This window comes from Pseudarthrobacter scleromae, assembly GCF_014644515.1.
Classification (GTDB): Bacteria; Actinomycetota; Actinomycetes; order Actinomycetales; family Micrococcaceae; genus Arthrobacter; species Arthrobacter scleromae.
Genome location: NZ_BMKV01000008.1, coordinates 119,593 through 135,316 on the forward strand (window position 1 = coordinate 119,593; position 15,724 = coordinate 135,316).

General features: G+C 67.2%; 14 protein-coding genes. 4 read left to right on the forward strand and 10 right to left on the reverse strand.

Going from position 1 to position 15,724, the window contains the following annotated elements:
- Positions 1-2 precede the first annotated feature (2 nt).
- Genes IEX33_RS17960 through IEX33_RS17975 form a run of 4 tightly spaced genes read left to right on the forward strand, consistent with a single transcriptional unit; the run spans position 3 to position 4,291 of the window.
- Positions 3-662 carry a GntR family transcriptional regulator gene (locus IEX33_RS17960; protein ID WP_188732273.1) on the forward strand — a complete coding sequence of 220 codons (660 nt, stop codon included), beginning with the start codon at positions 3-5 and terminating at the stop codon, positions 660-662.
- Positions 655-2,175 carry an MmgE/PrpD family protein gene (locus IEX33_RS17965; protein ID WP_188732274.1) on the forward strand — a complete coding sequence of 507 codons (1,521 nt, stop codon included), beginning with the start codon at positions 655-657 and terminating at the stop codon, positions 2,173-2,175. The genes IEX33_RS17960 and IEX33_RS17965 overlap by 8 nt, the downstream gene beginning before the upstream one ends.
- Positions 2,175-3,080 carry a methylisocitrate lyase gene (gene prpB / locus IEX33_RS17970; protein WP_188732275.1) on the forward strand — a complete coding sequence of 302 codons (906 nt, stop codon included), beginning with the start codon at positions 2,175-2,177 and terminating at the stop codon, positions 3,078-3,080. Before IEX33_RS17965 ends, prpB begins: the two co-directional genes overlap by 1 nt.
- A gap of 59 nt (positions 3,081-3,139) precedes the next feature.
- Positions 3,140-4,291: a bifunctional 2-methylcitrate synthase/citrate synthase gene (locus tag IEX33_RS17975; RefSeq protein WP_174176913.1), complete on the forward strand. Its 1,152-nt coding sequence runs from the start codon at positions 3,140-3,142 to the stop codon at positions 4,289-4,291.
- Positions 4,292-4,381: 90 nt separating this feature from the next.
- On the opposite strand, the gene IEX33_RS17980 is transcribed toward IEX33_RS17975, so the two are convergent.
- The 10 genes from IEX33_RS17980 to IEX33_RS18025 all read right to left on the reverse strand — a co-directional run bounded on the left by IEX33_RS17980 (position 4,382) and on the right by IEX33_RS18025 (position 15,188).
- Positions 4,382-4,861 (reverse strand): 8-oxo-dGTP diphosphatase, encoded by a 480-nt coding sequence (locus IEX33_RS17980; RefSeq protein WP_188732276.1) that lies wholly within the window; start codon positions 4,859-4,861, stop codon positions 4,382-4,384.
- A 2-nt stretch (positions 4,862-4,863) separates the two neighbouring features.
- Positions 4,864-5,898 carry a site-specific tyrosine recombinase XerD gene (xerD, locus tag IEX33_RS17985; RefSeq protein WP_188732277.1) on the reverse strand — a complete coding sequence of 345 codons (1,035 nt, stop codon included), beginning with the start codon at positions 5,896-5,898 and terminating at the stop codon, positions 4,864-4,866.
- Positions 5,898-6,560, reverse strand: a complete 663-nt coding sequence (locus IEX33_RS17990) for an NUDIX domain-containing protein (protein WP_104188803.1) — start codon at positions 6,558-6,560, stop codon at positions 5,898-5,900. Before IEX33_RS17990 ends, xerD begins: the two co-directional genes overlap by 1 nt.
- A 24-nt stretch (positions 6,561-6,584) precedes the next feature.
- Entirely contained in the window at positions 6,585-8,354 is a 1,770-nt protein-coding gene (locus tag IEX33_RS17995) for a CTP synthase (protein WP_188732278.1), read from the reverse strand.
- A gap of 113 nt (positions 8,355-8,467) precedes the next feature.
- Positions 8,468-10,207 (reverse strand): DNA repair protein RecN, encoded by a 1,740-nt coding sequence (gene recN / locus IEX33_RS18000; RefSeq protein WP_188732279.1) that lies wholly within the window; start codon positions 10,205-10,207, stop codon positions 8,468-8,470.
- A 4-nt stretch (positions 10,208-10,211) separates the two neighbouring features.
- Positions 10,212-11,237, reverse strand: a complete 1,026-nt coding sequence (locus IEX33_RS18005; RefSeq protein WP_188732280.1) for an NAD kinase — start codon at positions 11,235-11,237, stop codon at positions 10,212-10,214.
- A 13-nt stretch (positions 11,238-11,250) separates the two neighbouring features.
- Positions 11,251-12,066: a TlyA family RNA methyltransferase gene (locus tag IEX33_RS18010; RefSeq protein WP_188732281.1), complete on the reverse strand. Its 816-nt coding sequence runs from the start codon at positions 12,064-12,066 to the stop codon at positions 11,251-11,253.
- Positions 12,066-12,317: a hypothetical protein gene (locus IEX33_RS18015; protein ID WP_174176897.1), complete on the reverse strand. Its 252-nt coding sequence runs from the start codon at positions 12,315-12,317 to the stop codon at positions 12,066-12,068. The genes IEX33_RS18010 and IEX33_RS18015 overlap by 1 nt, the downstream gene beginning before the upstream one ends.
- A gap of 9 nt (positions 12,318-12,326) precedes the next feature.
- Positions 12,327-13,316 (reverse strand): HAD-IIA family hydrolase, encoded by a 990-nt coding sequence (locus tag IEX33_RS18020; RefSeq protein WP_188732282.1) that lies wholly within the window; start codon positions 13,314-13,316, stop codon positions 12,327-12,329.
- 3 nt (positions 13,317-13,319) lie between these two features.
- Positions 13,320-15,188: a hypothetical protein gene (locus tag IEX33_RS18025; RefSeq protein WP_188732283.1), complete on the reverse strand. Its 1,869-nt coding sequence runs from the start codon at positions 15,186-15,188 to the stop codon at positions 13,320-13,322.
- Between the last annotated feature and the right edge of the window lie 536 nt (positions 15,189-15,724).

Below are 15,724 nucleotides of genomic sequence, written 5' to 3' on the forward strand. Positions count from 1 at the left end.
CGATGCGCGCCAGTGACAGGGCCTACGCCGCCCTACGCGACGACATCACAGAATGGCGCCTCCTGCCGGGCACGGTGCTTGCCGAGGTAGAACAGTCCGAACGCCTTGGCGTCTCACGCACTCCACTGCGGGAGGCGCTCAGCCGGCTTACCGCCGAAGGGCTGACGACGACGGCCGGCAGCCGCGGCGTCGTCGTCACCGACGTTTCGCTCGATGACATCGACGAACTCTTCGAGCTCCGCGAAACCCTCGAAAGCAAAGCCGCAGCGCTGGCAGCCGAACGCGGTGATCCCGGCGTTTTCCTCCAGCTCCGCAAGGAGCTCCTCGAAGCCCCGGCCCTCATTGACGGCAGCGACCCCGGCCGGCACGCCTACTACGATCTTGCCGGGCGCCTCGACGCCGCCATCGATGCCGCCGTCTCCAACTCCTACCTGGCGCAGGCCATGCGCGGCCTGCGGGTGCACCTGGTGCGCGTGCGCCGCCTGGCAGCCGACGATGCGCAGCGGCTCACGGCCGCAGCAGCAGAGCACGCAGCCATCGCCGAAGCTATCGCCGCCCGCAACCCCCGGCTGGCCGAAGCCGCCACCATCCTCCACCTGCACCGAAGCCTTACGCACGTCAAGAACACGCACACACCCCACCACAAGGAGCACCATGGTTAAGGAACACCACGTCCGGGTTTACAGGAGCGAGGAAAACCTGCCCCGCGAGGAACAGCTCGCCTACAAGATCGCCAAGGTTGCCACCGACCCCGTCGCGGTAACGCCCGAGGTGGCCGACATGGTGATCAACCGGGTCATCGACAACGCCTCGGTGGCCATCGCCTCCCTGAACCGTGGGCCTATTGTGGCTGCCCGCGCCCAGGCCCTGGCCCACGGCCCCAGTACCGGCGGCCAGGGCGCCAAAGTCTTTGGCATCGGCGAGCGCGTATCACCGGAATGGGCCGCATGGGCCAACGGGGTTGCCGTGCGGGAACTGGATTACCACGACACCTTCCTGGCCGCCGACTACTCACATCCCGGCGACAACATCCCCCCGATCCTGGCCGTTGCCCAGCACACCGGTGCCAGCGGACAGGACCTCATCCGCGGGATCGCCACCGGGTACGAAATCCAGGTGAACCTGGTCAAGGCAATCTGCCTGCACAAGCACAAGATCGACCATGTGGCGCACCTTGGCCCGTCGGCAGCCGCCGGCATCGGCACACTCCTGGGTCTCGACGTCGAGACCATCTTCCAGTCCGTCGGCCAGGCCCTGCACACCACCACGGCCACCAGGCAGTCCCGCAAGGGCGAGATCTCCACCTGGAAGGCGCACGCGCCGGCGTTCGCCGGAAAGATGGCCGTCGAGGCCGCAGACCGCGCCATGCGCGGACAGACCTCTCCGGTGCCCATCTACGAAGGTGAAGACGGCGTCATCGCCTGGATGCTGGACGGCCCGGATGCCTCCTACATGGTGCCGCTGCCGGAGGCCGGGGAAGCAAAGCGCGCCATCCTGGACACCTACACCAAGGAACACTCCGCCGAGTACCAGGCGCAGGCCTGGATCGACCTGGCCCGGAAACTGAACCGTGAACATCCCGAAGCCACGGACCCGGCCAACGTGAAGTCCGTCCTGATCAGGACGAGCCACCACACGCACTACGTCATCGGCTCCGGCGCCAACGATCCGCAGAAGTACGATCCCAAGGCCAGCCGGGAGACGCTGGACCACTCCATCCCCTACATCTTCACGGTGGCCCTGCAGGATGGCGCCTGGCACCACGTGGACTCCTACTCCCCCGAACGTGCCGGGCGGCCGGACACGGTGGACCTGTGGCAGAAGGTCAGCACCGAGGAAGACCCTGAGTGGACCCGCCGCTACCACTCCCTCAACATTGCCGAGAAGGCCTTCGGCGGCTCCGTGGAGATCACCCTGTCGGACGGCACGGTCATCAAGGACGAGATTGCCGTAGCTGATGCCCACCCGCTGGGCGCCCGCCCGTTCGGACGGGAACAATACATCCACAAGTTCCGCACCCTCGCCGCGGGCCTGGTGGAAGAGGCCGAGATCGAACGGTTCCTGGCCGCCGCCGAGCGGCTGCCGGAACTCGCCGCCGGTGAGCTGGACGAGCTGAACATCACCGCCGCCCCCGGCGTCATCGACTTCGCCGCCGCACCCAAGGGACTGTTCTGATGCTGTACTCAAAGACCACTCCCGAACAGAAACGCCTCCGGTTCCGGGAGCTCCTGGCCTCCGGAACCATCCAGCAGTTCCCCGGCGCGTTCAACCCCCTCTCCGCCCGGCTGATCGAGGAGAAGGGCTTCGCCGGGGTCTACATCTCCGGTGCAGTGCTGGCCAACGACCTCGGGCTGCCGGACATCGGACTGACCACCCTCACGGAAGTGGCCACCCGCGCAGGCCAAATCGCCCGCATGACGGACCTGCCCGCCATCGTGGATGCCGACACCGGCTTCGGCGAACCCATGAACGTTGCCCGCACCGTCCAGGAGATCGAGAACGCCGGCCTCGCCGGACTGCACATCGAAGACCAGTTCAACCCCAAGCGCTGCGGCCACCTGGACGGCAAGAACGTGGTGGACCTGGAGACAGCCACGAAGCGCATCCGTGCTGCCGCGGACGCCCGCCGCGACCCGAACTTCCTGATCATGGCCCGCACCGACATCCGTGCCACGGATGGACTGGCGGCGGCACAGGACCGGGCAAAAGCACTCGTGGACGCCGGCGCCGACGCGATTTTCCCCGAAGCAATGGCCACCCTGGACGAGTTCCAGGCCATCCGCGATGCCGTGCACGTGCCCATCCTGGCCAACATGACGGAGTTCGGAAAGAGCGACCTCTTCACCGTGGACCAGCTGGCATCTGTGGGCGTGAACATGGTGATTTATCCGGTCACCCTGCTCCGTAGTGCCATGGGCGCTGCTGAGCGTACGCTGGACTCGATCAAGGCTGAGGGAACGCAGGAGGCGCAGGTTGGCAGCATGCTGACCCGTGCGCGGCTGTACGACCTCGTGGACTACGAGGCCTACAACCGTTTTGACACCGGGGTCTTCAATTTCCAGGTCCCCGGAAAGCACTAAAGGACCACCGCCGGCCGCGGCCGGCATCCGAAAGGCGACAGGAACAAGGGAGTTTCAGCATGGCTGAACAGGACATCAAAAAAGGTCTCGCCGGCGTCGTAGTGGACTACACGTCCGTCTCGAAGGTCAACCCGGACACCAACTCGCTGCTGTACCGTGGCTACCCGGTCCAGGAGCTCGCGGCGCGGTGCAGCTTTGAGGAAGTCGCGTACCTGCTCTGGAACGGGGAGCTGCCCACCGCGGACCAGCTGGCCGAATTCACAGCGCGGGAGCGGGCCGGGCGGGCTTTGGACCCAGTGGTCAAGCAGGTAGTCGATGCCCTGCCCACCAGCGCCCACCCCATGGATGTCTGCCGGACGGCAGCCTCTGTGATGGGTGCCAGGCATCCGCTGACCGGTGATTCGTCGCGGGAAGCCAACATGGCAAAGGCCGTGGACCTGTTCGCAGCGATGCCGGCCGTGGTGGCCTACGACCAGCGCCGGCGGCACGCGGCGGGACGCCCCGTTGAACCGGTAGCGCCCCGGGACGACCTGGGCTACTCGGCCAACTTCCTGTGGATGGCTTTCGGTGAGGAACAGGTGCCGGAAGTGGTGGAGGCCTTCAACGTTTCCATGATCCTTTACGCCGAACACAGCTTTAACGCCTCGACCTTCACGGCACGGGTCATCACCTCCACGCTCTCGGACCTGCACTCAGCGGTCACGGGCGCCATCGGGGCCCTGAAAGGCCCGCTGCATGGCGGCGCGAACGAGGCCGTCATGCACACCTTCGATGAGATCGGCATCCGGCCGGAGGAATCGCTGGAAGAAGCGGCAGCGCGCGCCAAAGCCTGGATGGAGGACGCCCTGGCCCACAAGAAGAAGGTGATGGGGTTCGGACACCGGGTGTACAAGCACGGCGATTCCCGGGTGCCCACCATGAAGGCGGCCCTGGACAAGATGATCGCGCACTACGGCCGGCCTGAACTCCTGGGCCTGTACCAGGGCCTCGAGACTGCCATGGACGAGGCCAAGGCCATCAAGCCCAACCTCGACTATCCGGCGGGGCCCACCTACCACCTCATGGGCTTTGACACCGAGACGTTCACTCCCCTGTTCGTCGCCAGCCGGATCACGGGCTGGACGGCGCACATCATGGAGCAGCTGGACTCCAACTCGCTGATCCGTCCGCTGAGCGAATACGTCGGCCCGGAGGAGCGGCACCTGTCCTAAGGCTGGTGCGGGGCAGGGCGCCCCAGCCGGAAGGCGCGACGGCGGCCAGGTCACCATGAGGGCCCGGCCGCCGTCGTTTTCCCGAAGTTTTCAGAAGAGGAGGCTTTCGGAGGAGGCGACGGCCTCGTTGTCGTTGTCCATGGTCACAACGATGTTGACCTTCCCGCCTTCCAGCACTACCGGCAGCCAGTGGTCGGCATCCTGCCACATCCGCTCTACGGGCAGGGCTGCGGTCTCAAACCAGGCCGGGGCGATCTCAAGGCTTTCGGTGGGCTCGCCGTCCCAGCGCACCGCTGTGAACAGCCTCGTGCGCATGTCCCATTCCGGCTTGGCAGGGAACACGAACCGGATGACCCCGGCGTCCCGAAGGTCCTCGTGGCGGAGCCCGACGTCCGCTTCCTCCCGCACCTCGCGGATCGCTGCCTCCGCGTCGCTCTCGCCCGGTTCCACGTGGCCGCCGATGCCCACGATCTTTCCGCGCCCAAACCCTGTCTTCTTCAGCCCCAGCAGCACCTGGGATACGCCGTCAACCTCGCGGAGCAGGAAGCACAGGGAAACCGCAGCAGCCATGCTCAGCCCAGCGCCCGGGGATGCACGGCGGCGTAGATCTCCCGCAGGGTTTCGGCAGTGACCAGGGTGTACACCTGCGTGGTGGTCACCGAGGCGTGGCCCAGCAGCTCCTGGACCACGCGGACGTCCGCGCCCCCTTCGAGCAGGTGGGTGGCAAAGGAGTGCCGAAGGGTGTGGGGGGAAACGTCCTTGGTGATGTTCGCCTTTTCGGCCGCCGCCTTCAGGATGGTCCAGGCGCTCTGCCGGCTGATCCGGCCGCCGCGGGCGTTCAGGAACAGCGCCGGGGTGCCTTTTCCCTTGGCTGCCAGCAGCGGACGGCCCCGCACCAGATACGCTTCCAGGGCCCTGGCACCGTAGGAGCCGAGGGGCACGAGCCGTTCCTTGGAACCCTTGCCGAAGAGCCGCACGATGGCCGGGCCGGACGCCTCAGCATCCAGGGAGATGTCGTCAACGTCCAGGCCTACGGCCTCGCTGATCCTTGCTCCGGTGGAGTACAGGAACTCAAGGAGGGCGCGGTCGCGCAGCCCTGTTGCCGTGTCCGTTCCCGCCGCTTCGAGGATCCGTGTGACTTCATCCACGCTGATGGCTTTCGGCAGCCGCTTCCCGGGCATGGGCGGGTGGACTTCGCTGGCGGGGTCCGTGGGCGTGAAGCCTTCCAAAGCCCAGAACTTGTGGAGTCCACGGACGGCCACCACGGTCCTGGCGGCGGACCTGACGCCCAGGGTGGAACCGCCGTCGGACCCGTCAGCCAGTGCCCGGACATATCCCGTGACGTGGTGGCGGGTGATGTCCTCCGGGCGCGCGCAGCCCGCCGCCGAGAGGTAGCGGGCATAGCGGGTGAGGTCCCGCCGGTAGGCGGAGAGGGTGTTGGCCGCCAGGCCGCGCTCCACTCCCATGTGCTGCAGGTAGTCGGTGATGCCGCGGTCGATGGCCGTAGGCGGGGCGGGCGGGGCGGCATCCCTGGCCGGCTCTGCACGGGCTGCCTCGGCGGGGACCGGGTCTGCGGAGGCCAGTTCGGTGGAGGGAGGCGGAACCATCAGCGCTGGCTGGGGTGCGCCGGCCAGGGTGCATCGGCCGGCCGAAGCCCCTGGTACCCTCCGGCGCGTGCGGCAGCGGCGGCCAGGATTCCGACGACGGCGGACGGGTTGTGGAGCCGGCCGGCCAGGACGGAGTCCACGGCGTCGTCCAGGCTGATCCAGTGGAACTCGATCTCGGCTTCCTCATCCGTCCGCTCGTGGCGTTCGTGATGGGGTATGTCTGCCAGGTCCCGGGCCAGGTAGATCCTGATGGCCTCGCTGGAGGAGCCCGGGGAATTGAAGAAATCCGCCAGGACGTTCCAGGTACCCGCGGCGAGGTCCGCTTCCTCGGCCAGTTCCCGGGCGGCCCCCACCACGAAGTCCTCACCCTCAACGTCCAGCAGGCCGGCGGGGATCTCCCAAAGATCCATGCCCACCGGATGGCGGTACTGCCTGAGGAGGAGGATCTCCCCGGCGGCGTTCATGGGCAGGACGGCCACCGCGCCGGGGTGGTCGATGTAGTCGCGGGTAAGTGCCTCTCCGGTTTCCTGCAGCTGGAAGCTGTCGCTGACCACGTCCCAGATCCGGCCTTCGTAGACCTTCTCGGTAGACAAAAGACGGCGCGGGCTCGGTGCATCCGAAACCTGCTTCGCAGCAGGGGTGGCTTCAGGTGTACCGGGCATCGCGCCGTCCTTTTTCTGTTGGAACTACTTAGCGGCTACCGTACCGGACTGCAGGGCGTCGGCAGCGCCGGCATCCGCGGTGGCGGCCGTGTCGGGGCCCCCCTGGTGCTTCAGGGCTGCCTTGACCAGGCCGGCGAACAGCGGGTGCGGCCGGGTGGGGCGTGAGCTCAGCTCGGGGTGAGCCTGGGTGGCCACGTAGTACGGGTGGACGTCCGCAGGCAGTTCGACGAATTCAACGAGCTTGCCGTCCGGGGACGTGCCGGAGAACACCAGGCCTTCGGCTGCGATCTGGTCGCGGTACTTGTTGTTGACCTCGTAGCGGTGGCGGTGGCGTTCGCTGACGGTGGTCTTGCCGTACGTCTCAGCGATGACGGATCCGGGGTCGAGCTTTGCTTCGTAGAGGCCCAGGCGCATGGTGCCGCCGAGGTCGCCGCGGCCTTCGACGAACTCCAGCTGCTCTTCCATGGTGGCAATGACCGGGTACTTGGAGTCGGGCTCGAATTCGCTGGACGAGGCACCTTCGAGCCCCACCACGTTGCGGGCGTATTCGATGACCATGCACTGCAGGCCCAGGCAGAGTCCCAGGACCGGCAGCTTGGTTTCGCGGGCGAACTTCAGGGCGCCGAGCTTGCCTTCAAGTCCGCGGATGCCGAAGCCGCCCGGAACGCAGATGGCGTCGACGCCGTCGAGCGCCTTGACGGCGCCCTCGCGGGTTTCGCACTCGTCCGAGGGAACCCAGCGGATCTTGACCTTGGTGTCGTTGGCAAAGCCGCCGGCACGCAGGGCCTCGGTCACCGACAGGTAGGCGTCGGGAAGGTCGATGTACTTGCCCACCAGCGCGATCTCGACCTCGTGCTTGGGGTTGTGCACGGCCTCGAGGAGCTTGTCCCAGCTTGTCCAGTCCACGTCCTTGAAGGGCACGTCCAGGGCACGCACGATGTAGGAGTCCAGGCCCTGCGTGTGGAGGGTCTTGGGGATGTCGTAGATGCTGGGGGCATCGGCGGCGTTCACCACGGCATCGATATCGACGTCGCACATCCGGCCGATCTTTTCCCGCATGGCTTCGGGCACTTCGCGGTCCGAGCGGATAACGATCGCCTCAGGCTGGATACCGATGGACCGCAGGGCTGCCACGGAGTGCTGGGTTGGCTTGGTCTTCAGCTCCTGGGACGGCCCGATGTAGGGGACCAGGGAGACGTGGAGGAAGAACACGTTGGTGCGGCCGATGTCCTGGCGCACCTGGCGGGCCGATTCGAGGAACGGCTGGGATTCGATGTCGCCCACGGTGCCGCCAATTTCGGTGATGATAACGTCCGGGGCATTCTTGCCCTCGGCCGGCAGGCGCATGCGGCGCTTGATCTCATCGGTGATGTGCGGGATGACCTGGACGGTGTCGCCGAGGTACTCGCCGCGGCGTTCCTTCGCGATGACAGTTGAGTACACCTGCCCCGTGGTCACATTCGCTGAACCTTCCAGGTTTTCGTCCAGGAAGCGCTCGTAGTGTCCGATATCCAGGTCCGTCTCGGCGCCGTCGTCGGTGACGAAGACCTCGCCGTGCTGGAAGGGGTTCATGGTGCCCGGATCCACGTTCAGGTACGGATCGAGCTTCTGCATGGTCACAGACAGGCCGCGTGCGCGCAGGAGGTGACCGAGGCTGGATGCCGTCAGTCCCTTACCGAGCGAGGACGCCACACCACCGGTTACGAAGATGTGTTTGGTCGTCTTGGATGAGCCCGGGAACCGGGAATTTACACGGGAATTTGATCGCTGCACCACGGAATTCGAGCCTATCATCATTTGAGCCTTCCACGGATCGCCGGCACTGTTCCCCAAACGTCCAAGTTTGCCCCTGTGCCGGCCGCCGATCAAGGGGCGGCCCGCCCGCGGAGCCCCGGCCGAATCCGCCCTCAGGCCCCCTGGGGCAGGAGTTTTGCGTCGTCCAGCAGTTCCTGGGCGTGCGCCTGCGCCGACTCCGAATCCTCCTGGCCGGCCAGCATGCGGGCCAGTTCGCGGACCCTTTCGGGGCCGTCGAGGAGGCGGACATCACTGGATGTGAACCCGGTGGCGGTTCCGCCGTCGGCTCCCCGGACGGAAGTCTTGGTGACGGTGATGTGCTGGTCCGCGAAAGCGGCCACCTGCGGCAGGTGGGTGACTACCAGCACCTGGACGTGGCGGGCCAGCATGGCGAGCCTGCGGCCGATTTCGACGGCGGCGCGGCCGCCCACGCCGGCGTCCACCTCGTCGAAGACGAACGTCGGGACCGGGTCCACGGCTGCCAGCACCACTTCGATGGCGAGCATGACGCGGGACAGTTCACCGCCGGAGGCGCCCTTGCCGAGGGGCCGGGCGGGGGCCCCGGAGTGCGGCTGCAGCAGGAAGCTGATCTCGTCCGCGCCGTGCGGCCCGAGCTGGCCACCGGGCTCGAGGTTGATGACCAGCGTGGCATCAGCCATGGCCAGCGCCTTAAGTTCCGCGCTGACCCGGGCCGAGAGGTCCTTCGCTGCCTTGGCCCTGATCCTGCTGATGGCCGCGGCCTGCTTCTTCAGGTCTGCCTCCGCCTGGACCACTTCGGCGTCCAGCTTTTCGATCCGGGTGGAATCGTCCTGCAGTTCATCGAAGCGCACGCGGGCGTTCTCCGCCCAGACCAACACCTCGTCGATGGTGGGAGCGTATTTGCGGACCAGTTTGGCCAGCACGGCCCGGCGGTCCTCGATCTCCGCGAGCCGTTCGGGTCCTTCCGTGTCCAGCCCGGCCTGGTAGCTGGCCAGCTCGGTGGCGATGTCGTTCAGCAGGAAGCCCACCTCGGCCAGCCGCGAGGCGGCGGACCCCAGCTCGGCGTCGTGCTCGGCCACGTGTTCCAGCGTCCGTTTGGCAGCGTCAACGAGGGTGGTGGCGTCCCCCTCTTCACCGAAGTCCTCGGCGATGAGCGCCTGGTGGGCCGTGCTCGCGGCGATGCGAAGCTCCTCGACGTTGGCAAGTTTCACCGCTTCGGCTTTGAGGACTTCGTCCTCCCCCGGCTGCGGATCAACCTCATCGATTTCGGCGAGGGCGCTTTGCAGGGATTCGGCCTCACGCAGCCTGTCACGCGCAGCGCTGCGGAGGCCGTCCAGCTCGGCCTGGCTGGACTTCCAGTGGTTGTAGAGGTCCTGGTAGGCGGCCAGCGGAGCGGCCAGTGCTTCACCGGCGAACTTGTCCAGGGCGCCCCGCTGGGCGGCCGCTCCCTTGAGCCGGATCTGGTCCGACTGGCCGTGGACCACCACAAGGGTCTCGCCGATTTCGGCCAGGACACCCACCGGCGCGGCCCTGCCGCCCAGGAAGGCACGGCTGCGGCCGTCGGAGCCAAGGCGACGGGCAAGGATCAGCTCCGCGCCGCCGTCGACCTCTTCCGTATCCGCCCCCGCCTCCAATGCCCTGGCAATCGCGGGGTGGCCGGCGTCGAGCTTCAGCACGGCCTCGGCCGTGGCGCTCTTTGCGCCGCTCCTGACGGCTCCGGCATCGGAACGCGCGCCCAGGAGCAGGCCGACGGCGGTGACCACCATGGTCTTGCCGGCGCCGGTCTCGCCGGTCACCACGCTCAGGCCCGGCCCCAGCGGCAGCGTTGCGTCAGTGATGACGCCAAGATCGCGGATTCTCAGTTCTTCAAGCATGGCTTCACTTTGCGGTGGACGGATCGGAGTCAATGTCGGGCTGGCCGGCCGGCGGCACCTGGAGCGGCGGCATGGGCCGCGGTGTCCGGACGACGGGTATGGGGCCGGTGTGGATGGCGTCCGCCTTGGGCACAGGTCCCCGCCAGCCGTGGATCGGAAGCTCGAACTTGCGGACCAGGCGGGCCGAAAACGGCGTCTGGTGGGTGCGGGCGAGCCTCACGGGGGTTGCTGATTTGGTGACTTCCACCCTGGCACCGGGCGGCAGGTCCACGGACCGCCTGCCATCACACCACAGGACGCCCTGGGCATCCGTCCGGCCCAGGACCTCAACAGCCAGCCTGGAACGCGGCGAGACCACCAGCGGTTTGGCGAAGAGTGCGTGGGCGCTGATGGGGACGATGACCAGTGCCTCCACTTCGGGCCACACCACGGGCCCGCCGGCCGAAAAACCATAGGCCGTGGAGCCGGTGGGGGTGGCCAGGACGATGCCGTCGCAGCCAAAGGAGGTGAGGGGACGTTCGTCCACTTCGGTCACGACCTCAAGCATGCGTTCGCGGTTGGCCTTCTCGATGGCCGCTTCGTTCAGCGCCCACGTGTGCCAGATCTTCTGGCCGCGGACCCACACCTGGACGTCAATGGTCATCCGCTCTTCCACCGTGTACTCGCGGCTGGCGATCCACTCGACGGTCTGGGCAAGGTCCGCCCGCTCGCTTTCGGCAAGGAAGCCCACATGGCCAAGGTTGACGCCCAGCAGCGGCACGTCCACCTCCCGGACCAGTTCAGCTGCGCGCAGGATGGTGCCGTCGCCGCCAAGGACCATCACCAGTTCAACATCCGGCAGCTGGACATGGTCGTGGAGGACCTCCACGGGCTGGGCCAGGTGTCCGAAGAACCGTTCCATGTCTGCAAGTTCGGATTCCTGCATGACCGGCACGATGCCCGAGGCGTGCAGGAGGGCGCACGCCTCCCAGGCGGCCTTCAGCGAGTCCTCGCGGCCGGTATGGGCGAGGACCAGTACACGCCTGCTCATCAGGTTCCGCTCTCTAGTGGTTCGGCCAGATTCGTCCGAGCAAGGCAGCAGCCGCTGCCTCCCGCTCTTCGATCTTAGGCAAGTCTTGGCTGATCCTGCGTTTTATCCACAGGAAGTATTCAACGTTTCCGTCCTGGCCCGGCAGCGGACTGACCGCCAGGCCGCAGAGGTCCAGCCCGGCGTCGAGCGCTGCCCTGGCCACTTTCTCCACCGCCAGGCGGCGTTCCCGCTCGGAGGTGACAACCCCTGTCCGTCCCAGCCGGTCCCTGCCGATCTCGAACTGCGGCTTCACCATCAGCACCAGGTCCCCGCCGGGTTCGGTGCACAGTGCCAGCGTCTGGACCACCAGGGTGAGGGAGATGAAGGACAGGTCTGCCACGGTGAGTTCCGCGGCGCCCCCGATGTCCGCGGGCGACATGTACCTGACGTTCAATCCCTCGTGGACGTCCACGCGGGGATCTTCCCGCAGCCGCTGCACCAGCTGGCCGTGCCCGACGTCGACTGCCACCACGTGTGCGGCACCGCGCCGCAGCAGGACGTCGGTGAAGCCGCCGGTGGAGGCACCGGCGTCGAGGCACCTTTTGCCGTCCGGTGTGATGCCGGGAAAAGCGTCAAGCGCGCCGGCAAGTTTATGTCCGGCCCGGCTCACGTAGGTGTCCCGCTCGTCATGTTCGACGTCCAGGGGCCTGTCCTCGTCCACCTGGAGGGACGCCTTGGCCAGGACCTGTCCTGCTGACGTGACTTTGCCTTCGGCAATCAAGGCGGCTGCGTGCGTCCGGGACCTTGCAAGCCCCCGGGCCACCAAAGCCTGATCGAGGCGTACCGGCATCAGGCGGCACCGTCCGTCGGATCCGCGCTCGTGGGCGCGCTGTTGCCGGGAACGCTGTTCAGCGCGGCCAGCAGTTCGTCGTGGAGTTCGTTGTAGACGTTTTCGTGGTCGGACACCGGGACCTGCGGCAGTGCCTCCAGCCGGGCCAGCGCCTGTGCCACCACGGGGTCCGTCACTCCCGCATCGCTGATGCCGGGCCAGTCCGGGGTTGGCTGGGCTGCTGCGGATTCCGGTTCGGTCAGCTCAGTCATTCCACCAGTCTAGTGATCCAGCCACACCAGCTCGGGAGCCTGCGGGGTGGAGGCGTCTGGCGTCGCCGCCCACCACGCTGCACACGCGGCGCGCCAGGAGTCCAGGTTGTCCTGGCTGCCAATGATGCCCACCGCACCGTTCGCCACCCGCGCTGTGGCTGTGCCGCAGGCGTACGTGCCGTCGTGGTGCGTCACGTCAGGGTACGGCCGGTGCAGGTCCGCCAGGTTGCTGATGATGTAGTCCGGGCGTTCGGCGGCGCGGGCGGCCAGGATGGTCTGGCGGGTGTCGACGCCGGTCAGTACCGCCACGGTGGCGAAGCCGGCGTTGTTTCCGCCCAGGATGTCGGTGTCCAGCCGGTCCCCCACCACCAGCGGGCGTTCTGCCCCGAGCCGCTTGGCTGCGGAGTGGAAGAGCGGCGCTTCGGGTTTGCCGGCCACGCGGGGTGTCTGCCCTGTTGCGGCTGCCACCGCCGAGACCAGTGTGCCGTTTCCGGGCGCGATGCCGCGGGCCTGCGGTATGGACATGTCCGTGTTGGTGGCCACCCACAAGGCTCCGGCGTTCACCACGTACGTGGCTTCGGCAAGGTCTTTCCATCCGATCTCGGGGTTGAAGCCCTGGACAACCGCCACCGGCCCCTCGTCCTGGCTGTACACGGGGGCAAGCCCGACGAGTTCGATTTCGGCGGCGAGGGCAGGGCTTCCCGTGATGAGCACCCGGGAGCCGGGAGCCAGCAGGGACGCGAGCAGGTCCGCGGCGGCCTGTGAGGAGCTCACCACCTGGTTGTCTTCGGCGGGCGCCCCGAGCTCGCGGAGGTGGGCAGCAACCTGGCCCGGGGAGCGCGACGCGTTGTTGGTCACGTATCCCAGGCCTACGCCGATGCCGGAGAGCTGCTTCAGCGACTCAATGGCACCCGGAATGGCGTGCGGACCGGCGTAAACCACGCCGTCCAGGTCGGCCAGGAGGGCATCGAACAGGGAAATCAGGGGAACGTCGGCCATTCGTCAGTCTTCCCGGCGGTCCTGCTGGTCCTGGTCCCCCGCAGCGGACGAATCGTCGTGTTCGTCGGCAGCGCCGCTTTCCGGGGCTTCAGGGGACTCCAGCTCGTCCTGTTCCACCGAATCCTGGTCCGATTCGGCGTCGTCGGAAATAAAGTAGTCAGCTTCCTGGTCATCGATGCTGGCGTCCTGCGGATCTGCAGCGTGGGCGGGCGCGGCTGGGGCGCCGGCGTTGGATGCTGCTTTGGGGGCAGCGTCGGATGCCTGTGATGCACGGTCGAGCAGGCGGCGGCGCTCTGCTTCCTCCTTTGCCTCCTCCTCCTCGTCCCAGCCGAGGTCAATGATGTCGGGCTCTTCGTCTACGCCCTGGCCCAGCGCGTTTTCGGCAACCACGGCCTGCTTCCGCCACTTCTCGGCCTCATCATCGCGGCCAACGCCGGCGAGGGCGTCAGCATACGCACGGAACAGCCGGGGGCTGTAGGAGAACGCCCGGTTGATGTCCAGCTGCGGGATCTCGAGTTCGGCTACTGCGGCGTCCAGCTGTCCCAGGTCGGTCCTGGCACCTGCTGCCACAATGGCGAGTTCTGCTTTGCCGGGCGCATCCAGGTCCTGGGCTTCCTCGGACCGAGCCACGTCAAGGGCGCGGTCAGGGCGTCCCAGTCCACGCTCGCAGTCAGCCATGATCGGAAGGTGGACGTTGGAACCGCTGATGCGGCGGTAGGTGCGGAATTCGCGGAGGGCTTCGCCGTAATGGCCTGCGGCGTAGGCGGTCAGGCCCACGGCTTCGCGGACGGCGGCCAGCCTGCCGCCGCGGCGGCTTGCAGCAAGGGCGTGCTGGAAGGCGAGCTCCGGTTCTTCATCGATGAGCCGGCCGGCCATCACAAGGTGGCGGGCAACCCATTCCGCGCTCTTTGCTTCAAGTGTCTTGATCTGGTGCTGGGTGGCGCGGTCGAGTTCCTTGCCCGTGACGTCCTCATCGATCTGCGGAGACCTCTCCCGGTCAGGACGGTTCGCGCTGCGGAGGTCGCGGACGTTGGGTTCGCGAACGGGGCGGTCTTCCTGACGGTCCCGGCCAAAGGTACGGGGACCTGCGTCTCCCCGGCTGGGGCCACGATCGAAATTGCGCGGTGCGCGGTCCTGGCGGTCGCCACGGCCGGGACGGTCGCTGCGGTCACCGAACGGCTTCCGGTTCTCTCCCCCGCCGAAACCGCGGCGGTCTCCCTCGCCGTCACGGCGCGGACGATCACCGAACGGCTTCTGGTCTCGATCGCCATACGGCTTGCGGTCACGGTGACCGAAGGGCTTGCGGTCACGGTCACCGAAGGGCTTGCGGTCACGGTCACCGAAGGGCTTCCGCTCCCCGCCACCGAAACCGCGGCGGTCTCCCTCGCCGTCACGACGCGGACGATCACCGAACGGCTTCTGGTCTCGATCGCCATACGGCTTGCGGTCACCGAACGGCTTGCGCTCCCCGCCACCGAACGGCTTGCGCTCCCCGCCACCGAACCCGCGGCGGTCCCCTTCGCCGTCACGGCGCGGACGGTCACCAAAGGGCTTCTGGTCACGATCGCCATACGGCTTGCGGTCACGGTCACCGAAGGGCTTCCGCTCCCCGCCACCGAACCCGCGGCGGTCCCCTTCGCCGTCACGACGCGGACGGTCACCAAAGGGCTTCTGGTCACGATCGCCATACGGCTTGCGGTCACGGTCGCCAAAAGGCTTCCGCTCCCCGCCACCGGGAGGACGTCCGGAGGACTCGCCGCCGTCGCGGTTGCCGCGGGAGCGGAAACCCCTGGGGTCACCGCCCGAATTGTTGTTGCCCCGGAATCCGCCGCGGTCATTTCCGCCGCGGTTGCCCCCGTTGTGCTCAGCCATGTGGATTCCTCCTGTTATGAGCTGACCACTGGCGCAACTGCAGCCGCTCGTATCCGTGTTTCGTTTCCTACGCAACCCGAAATCAAGCGCTTCGAAGTCCGTACATCTTCATCAATTCTAGAGGAGCCGCCCCGCAGAGCAGCACGGGTGAAGCCCAGTACGCCGCATCGTGGGAATATTCACACGCTCTCTCACTTGATGCGGGGTTTCCTGTGACGCTCTCTCACTCGATGCCGGGTTGCGGCCGTTTCTTGCCGGCAGAAGGTGGGAGAGGATCCCCCGGGGAAGCGCTATCAAGTGCGAGAGGATCGCCCGGGTGCCTGCATTAAGTGGGAGAGGGTCGCTGGATGGCCGGCGTTAAGTGGTGGAGGGTTCGTCCGGGTGCCTGTATCAGGTGCGGGGGGCAGTGTTGGTGGTGGGTGTTAAATGTGGGAGGCCCCAACCATTAGTGGTTGGGGCCTCGACCCTTTAGTGTGTGTCCGGCGGTGACCTACTCTCCCACACCCTCCCGGGTGCAGTACCATCGGCGCTGTGGG

What these genes read in the sequence shown, in the direction of transcription:
- IEX33_RS17960 (WP_188732273.1), top strand. Translation starts at nt 3, where the DNA reads ATGCGCGCCAGTGACAGGGCCTACGCCGCCCTACGCGACGACATCACA.
- IEX33_RS17965 (WP_188732274.1), top strand. Translation starts at nt 655, where the DNA reads ATGGTTAAGGAACACCACGTCCGGGTTTACAGGAGCGAGGAAAACCTG.
- prpB (WP_188732275.1), top strand. Translation starts at nt 2,175, where the DNA reads ATGCTGTACTCAAAGACCACTCCCGAACAGAAACGCCTCCGGTTCCGG.
- IEX33_RS17975 (WP_174176913.1), top strand. Translation starts at nt 3,140, where the DNA reads ATGGCTGAACAGGACATCAAAAAAGGTCTCGCCGGCGTCGTAGTGGAC.
- IEX33_RS17980 (WP_188732276.1), bottom strand. Translation starts at nt 4,861, where the DNA reads ATGGCTGCTGCGGTTTCCCTGTGCTTCCTGCTCCGCGAGGTTGACGGC.
- xerD (WP_188732277.1), bottom strand. Translation starts at nt 5,898, where the DNA reads ATGGTTCCGCCTCCCTCCACCGAACTGGCCTCCGCAGACCCGGTCCCC.
- IEX33_RS17990 (WP_104188803.1), bottom strand. Translation starts at nt 6,560, where the DNA reads ATGCCCGGTACACCTGAAGCCACCCCTGCTGCGAAGCAGGTTTCGGAT.
- IEX33_RS17995 (WP_188732278.1), bottom strand. Translation starts at nt 8,354, where the DNA reads ATGATAGGCTCGAATTCCGTGGTGCAGCGATCAAATTCCCGTGTAAAT.
- recN (WP_188732279.1), bottom strand. Translation starts at nt 10,207, where the DNA reads ATGCTTGAAGAACTGAGAATCCGCGATCTTGGCGTCATCACTGACGCA.
- IEX33_RS18005 (WP_188732280.1), bottom strand. Translation starts at nt 11,237, where the DNA reads ATGAGCAGGCGTGTACTGGTCCTCGCCCATACCGGCCGCGAGGACTCG.
- IEX33_RS18010 (WP_188732281.1), bottom strand. Translation starts at nt 12,066, where the DNA reads ATGCCGGTACGCCTCGATCAGGCTTTGGTGGCCCGGGGGCTTGCAAGG.
- IEX33_RS18015 (WP_174176897.1), bottom strand. Translation starts at nt 12,317, where the DNA reads ATGACTGAGCTGACCGAACCGGAATCCGCAGCAGCCCAGCCAACCCCG.
- IEX33_RS18020 (WP_188732282.1), bottom strand. Translation starts at nt 13,316, where the DNA reads ATGGCCGACGTTCCCCTGATTTCCCTGTTCGATGCCCTCCTGGCCGAC.
- IEX33_RS18025 (WP_188732283.1), bottom strand. Translation starts at nt 15,188, where the DNA reads ATGGCTGAGCACAACGGGGGCAACCGCGGCGGAAATGACCGCGGCGGA.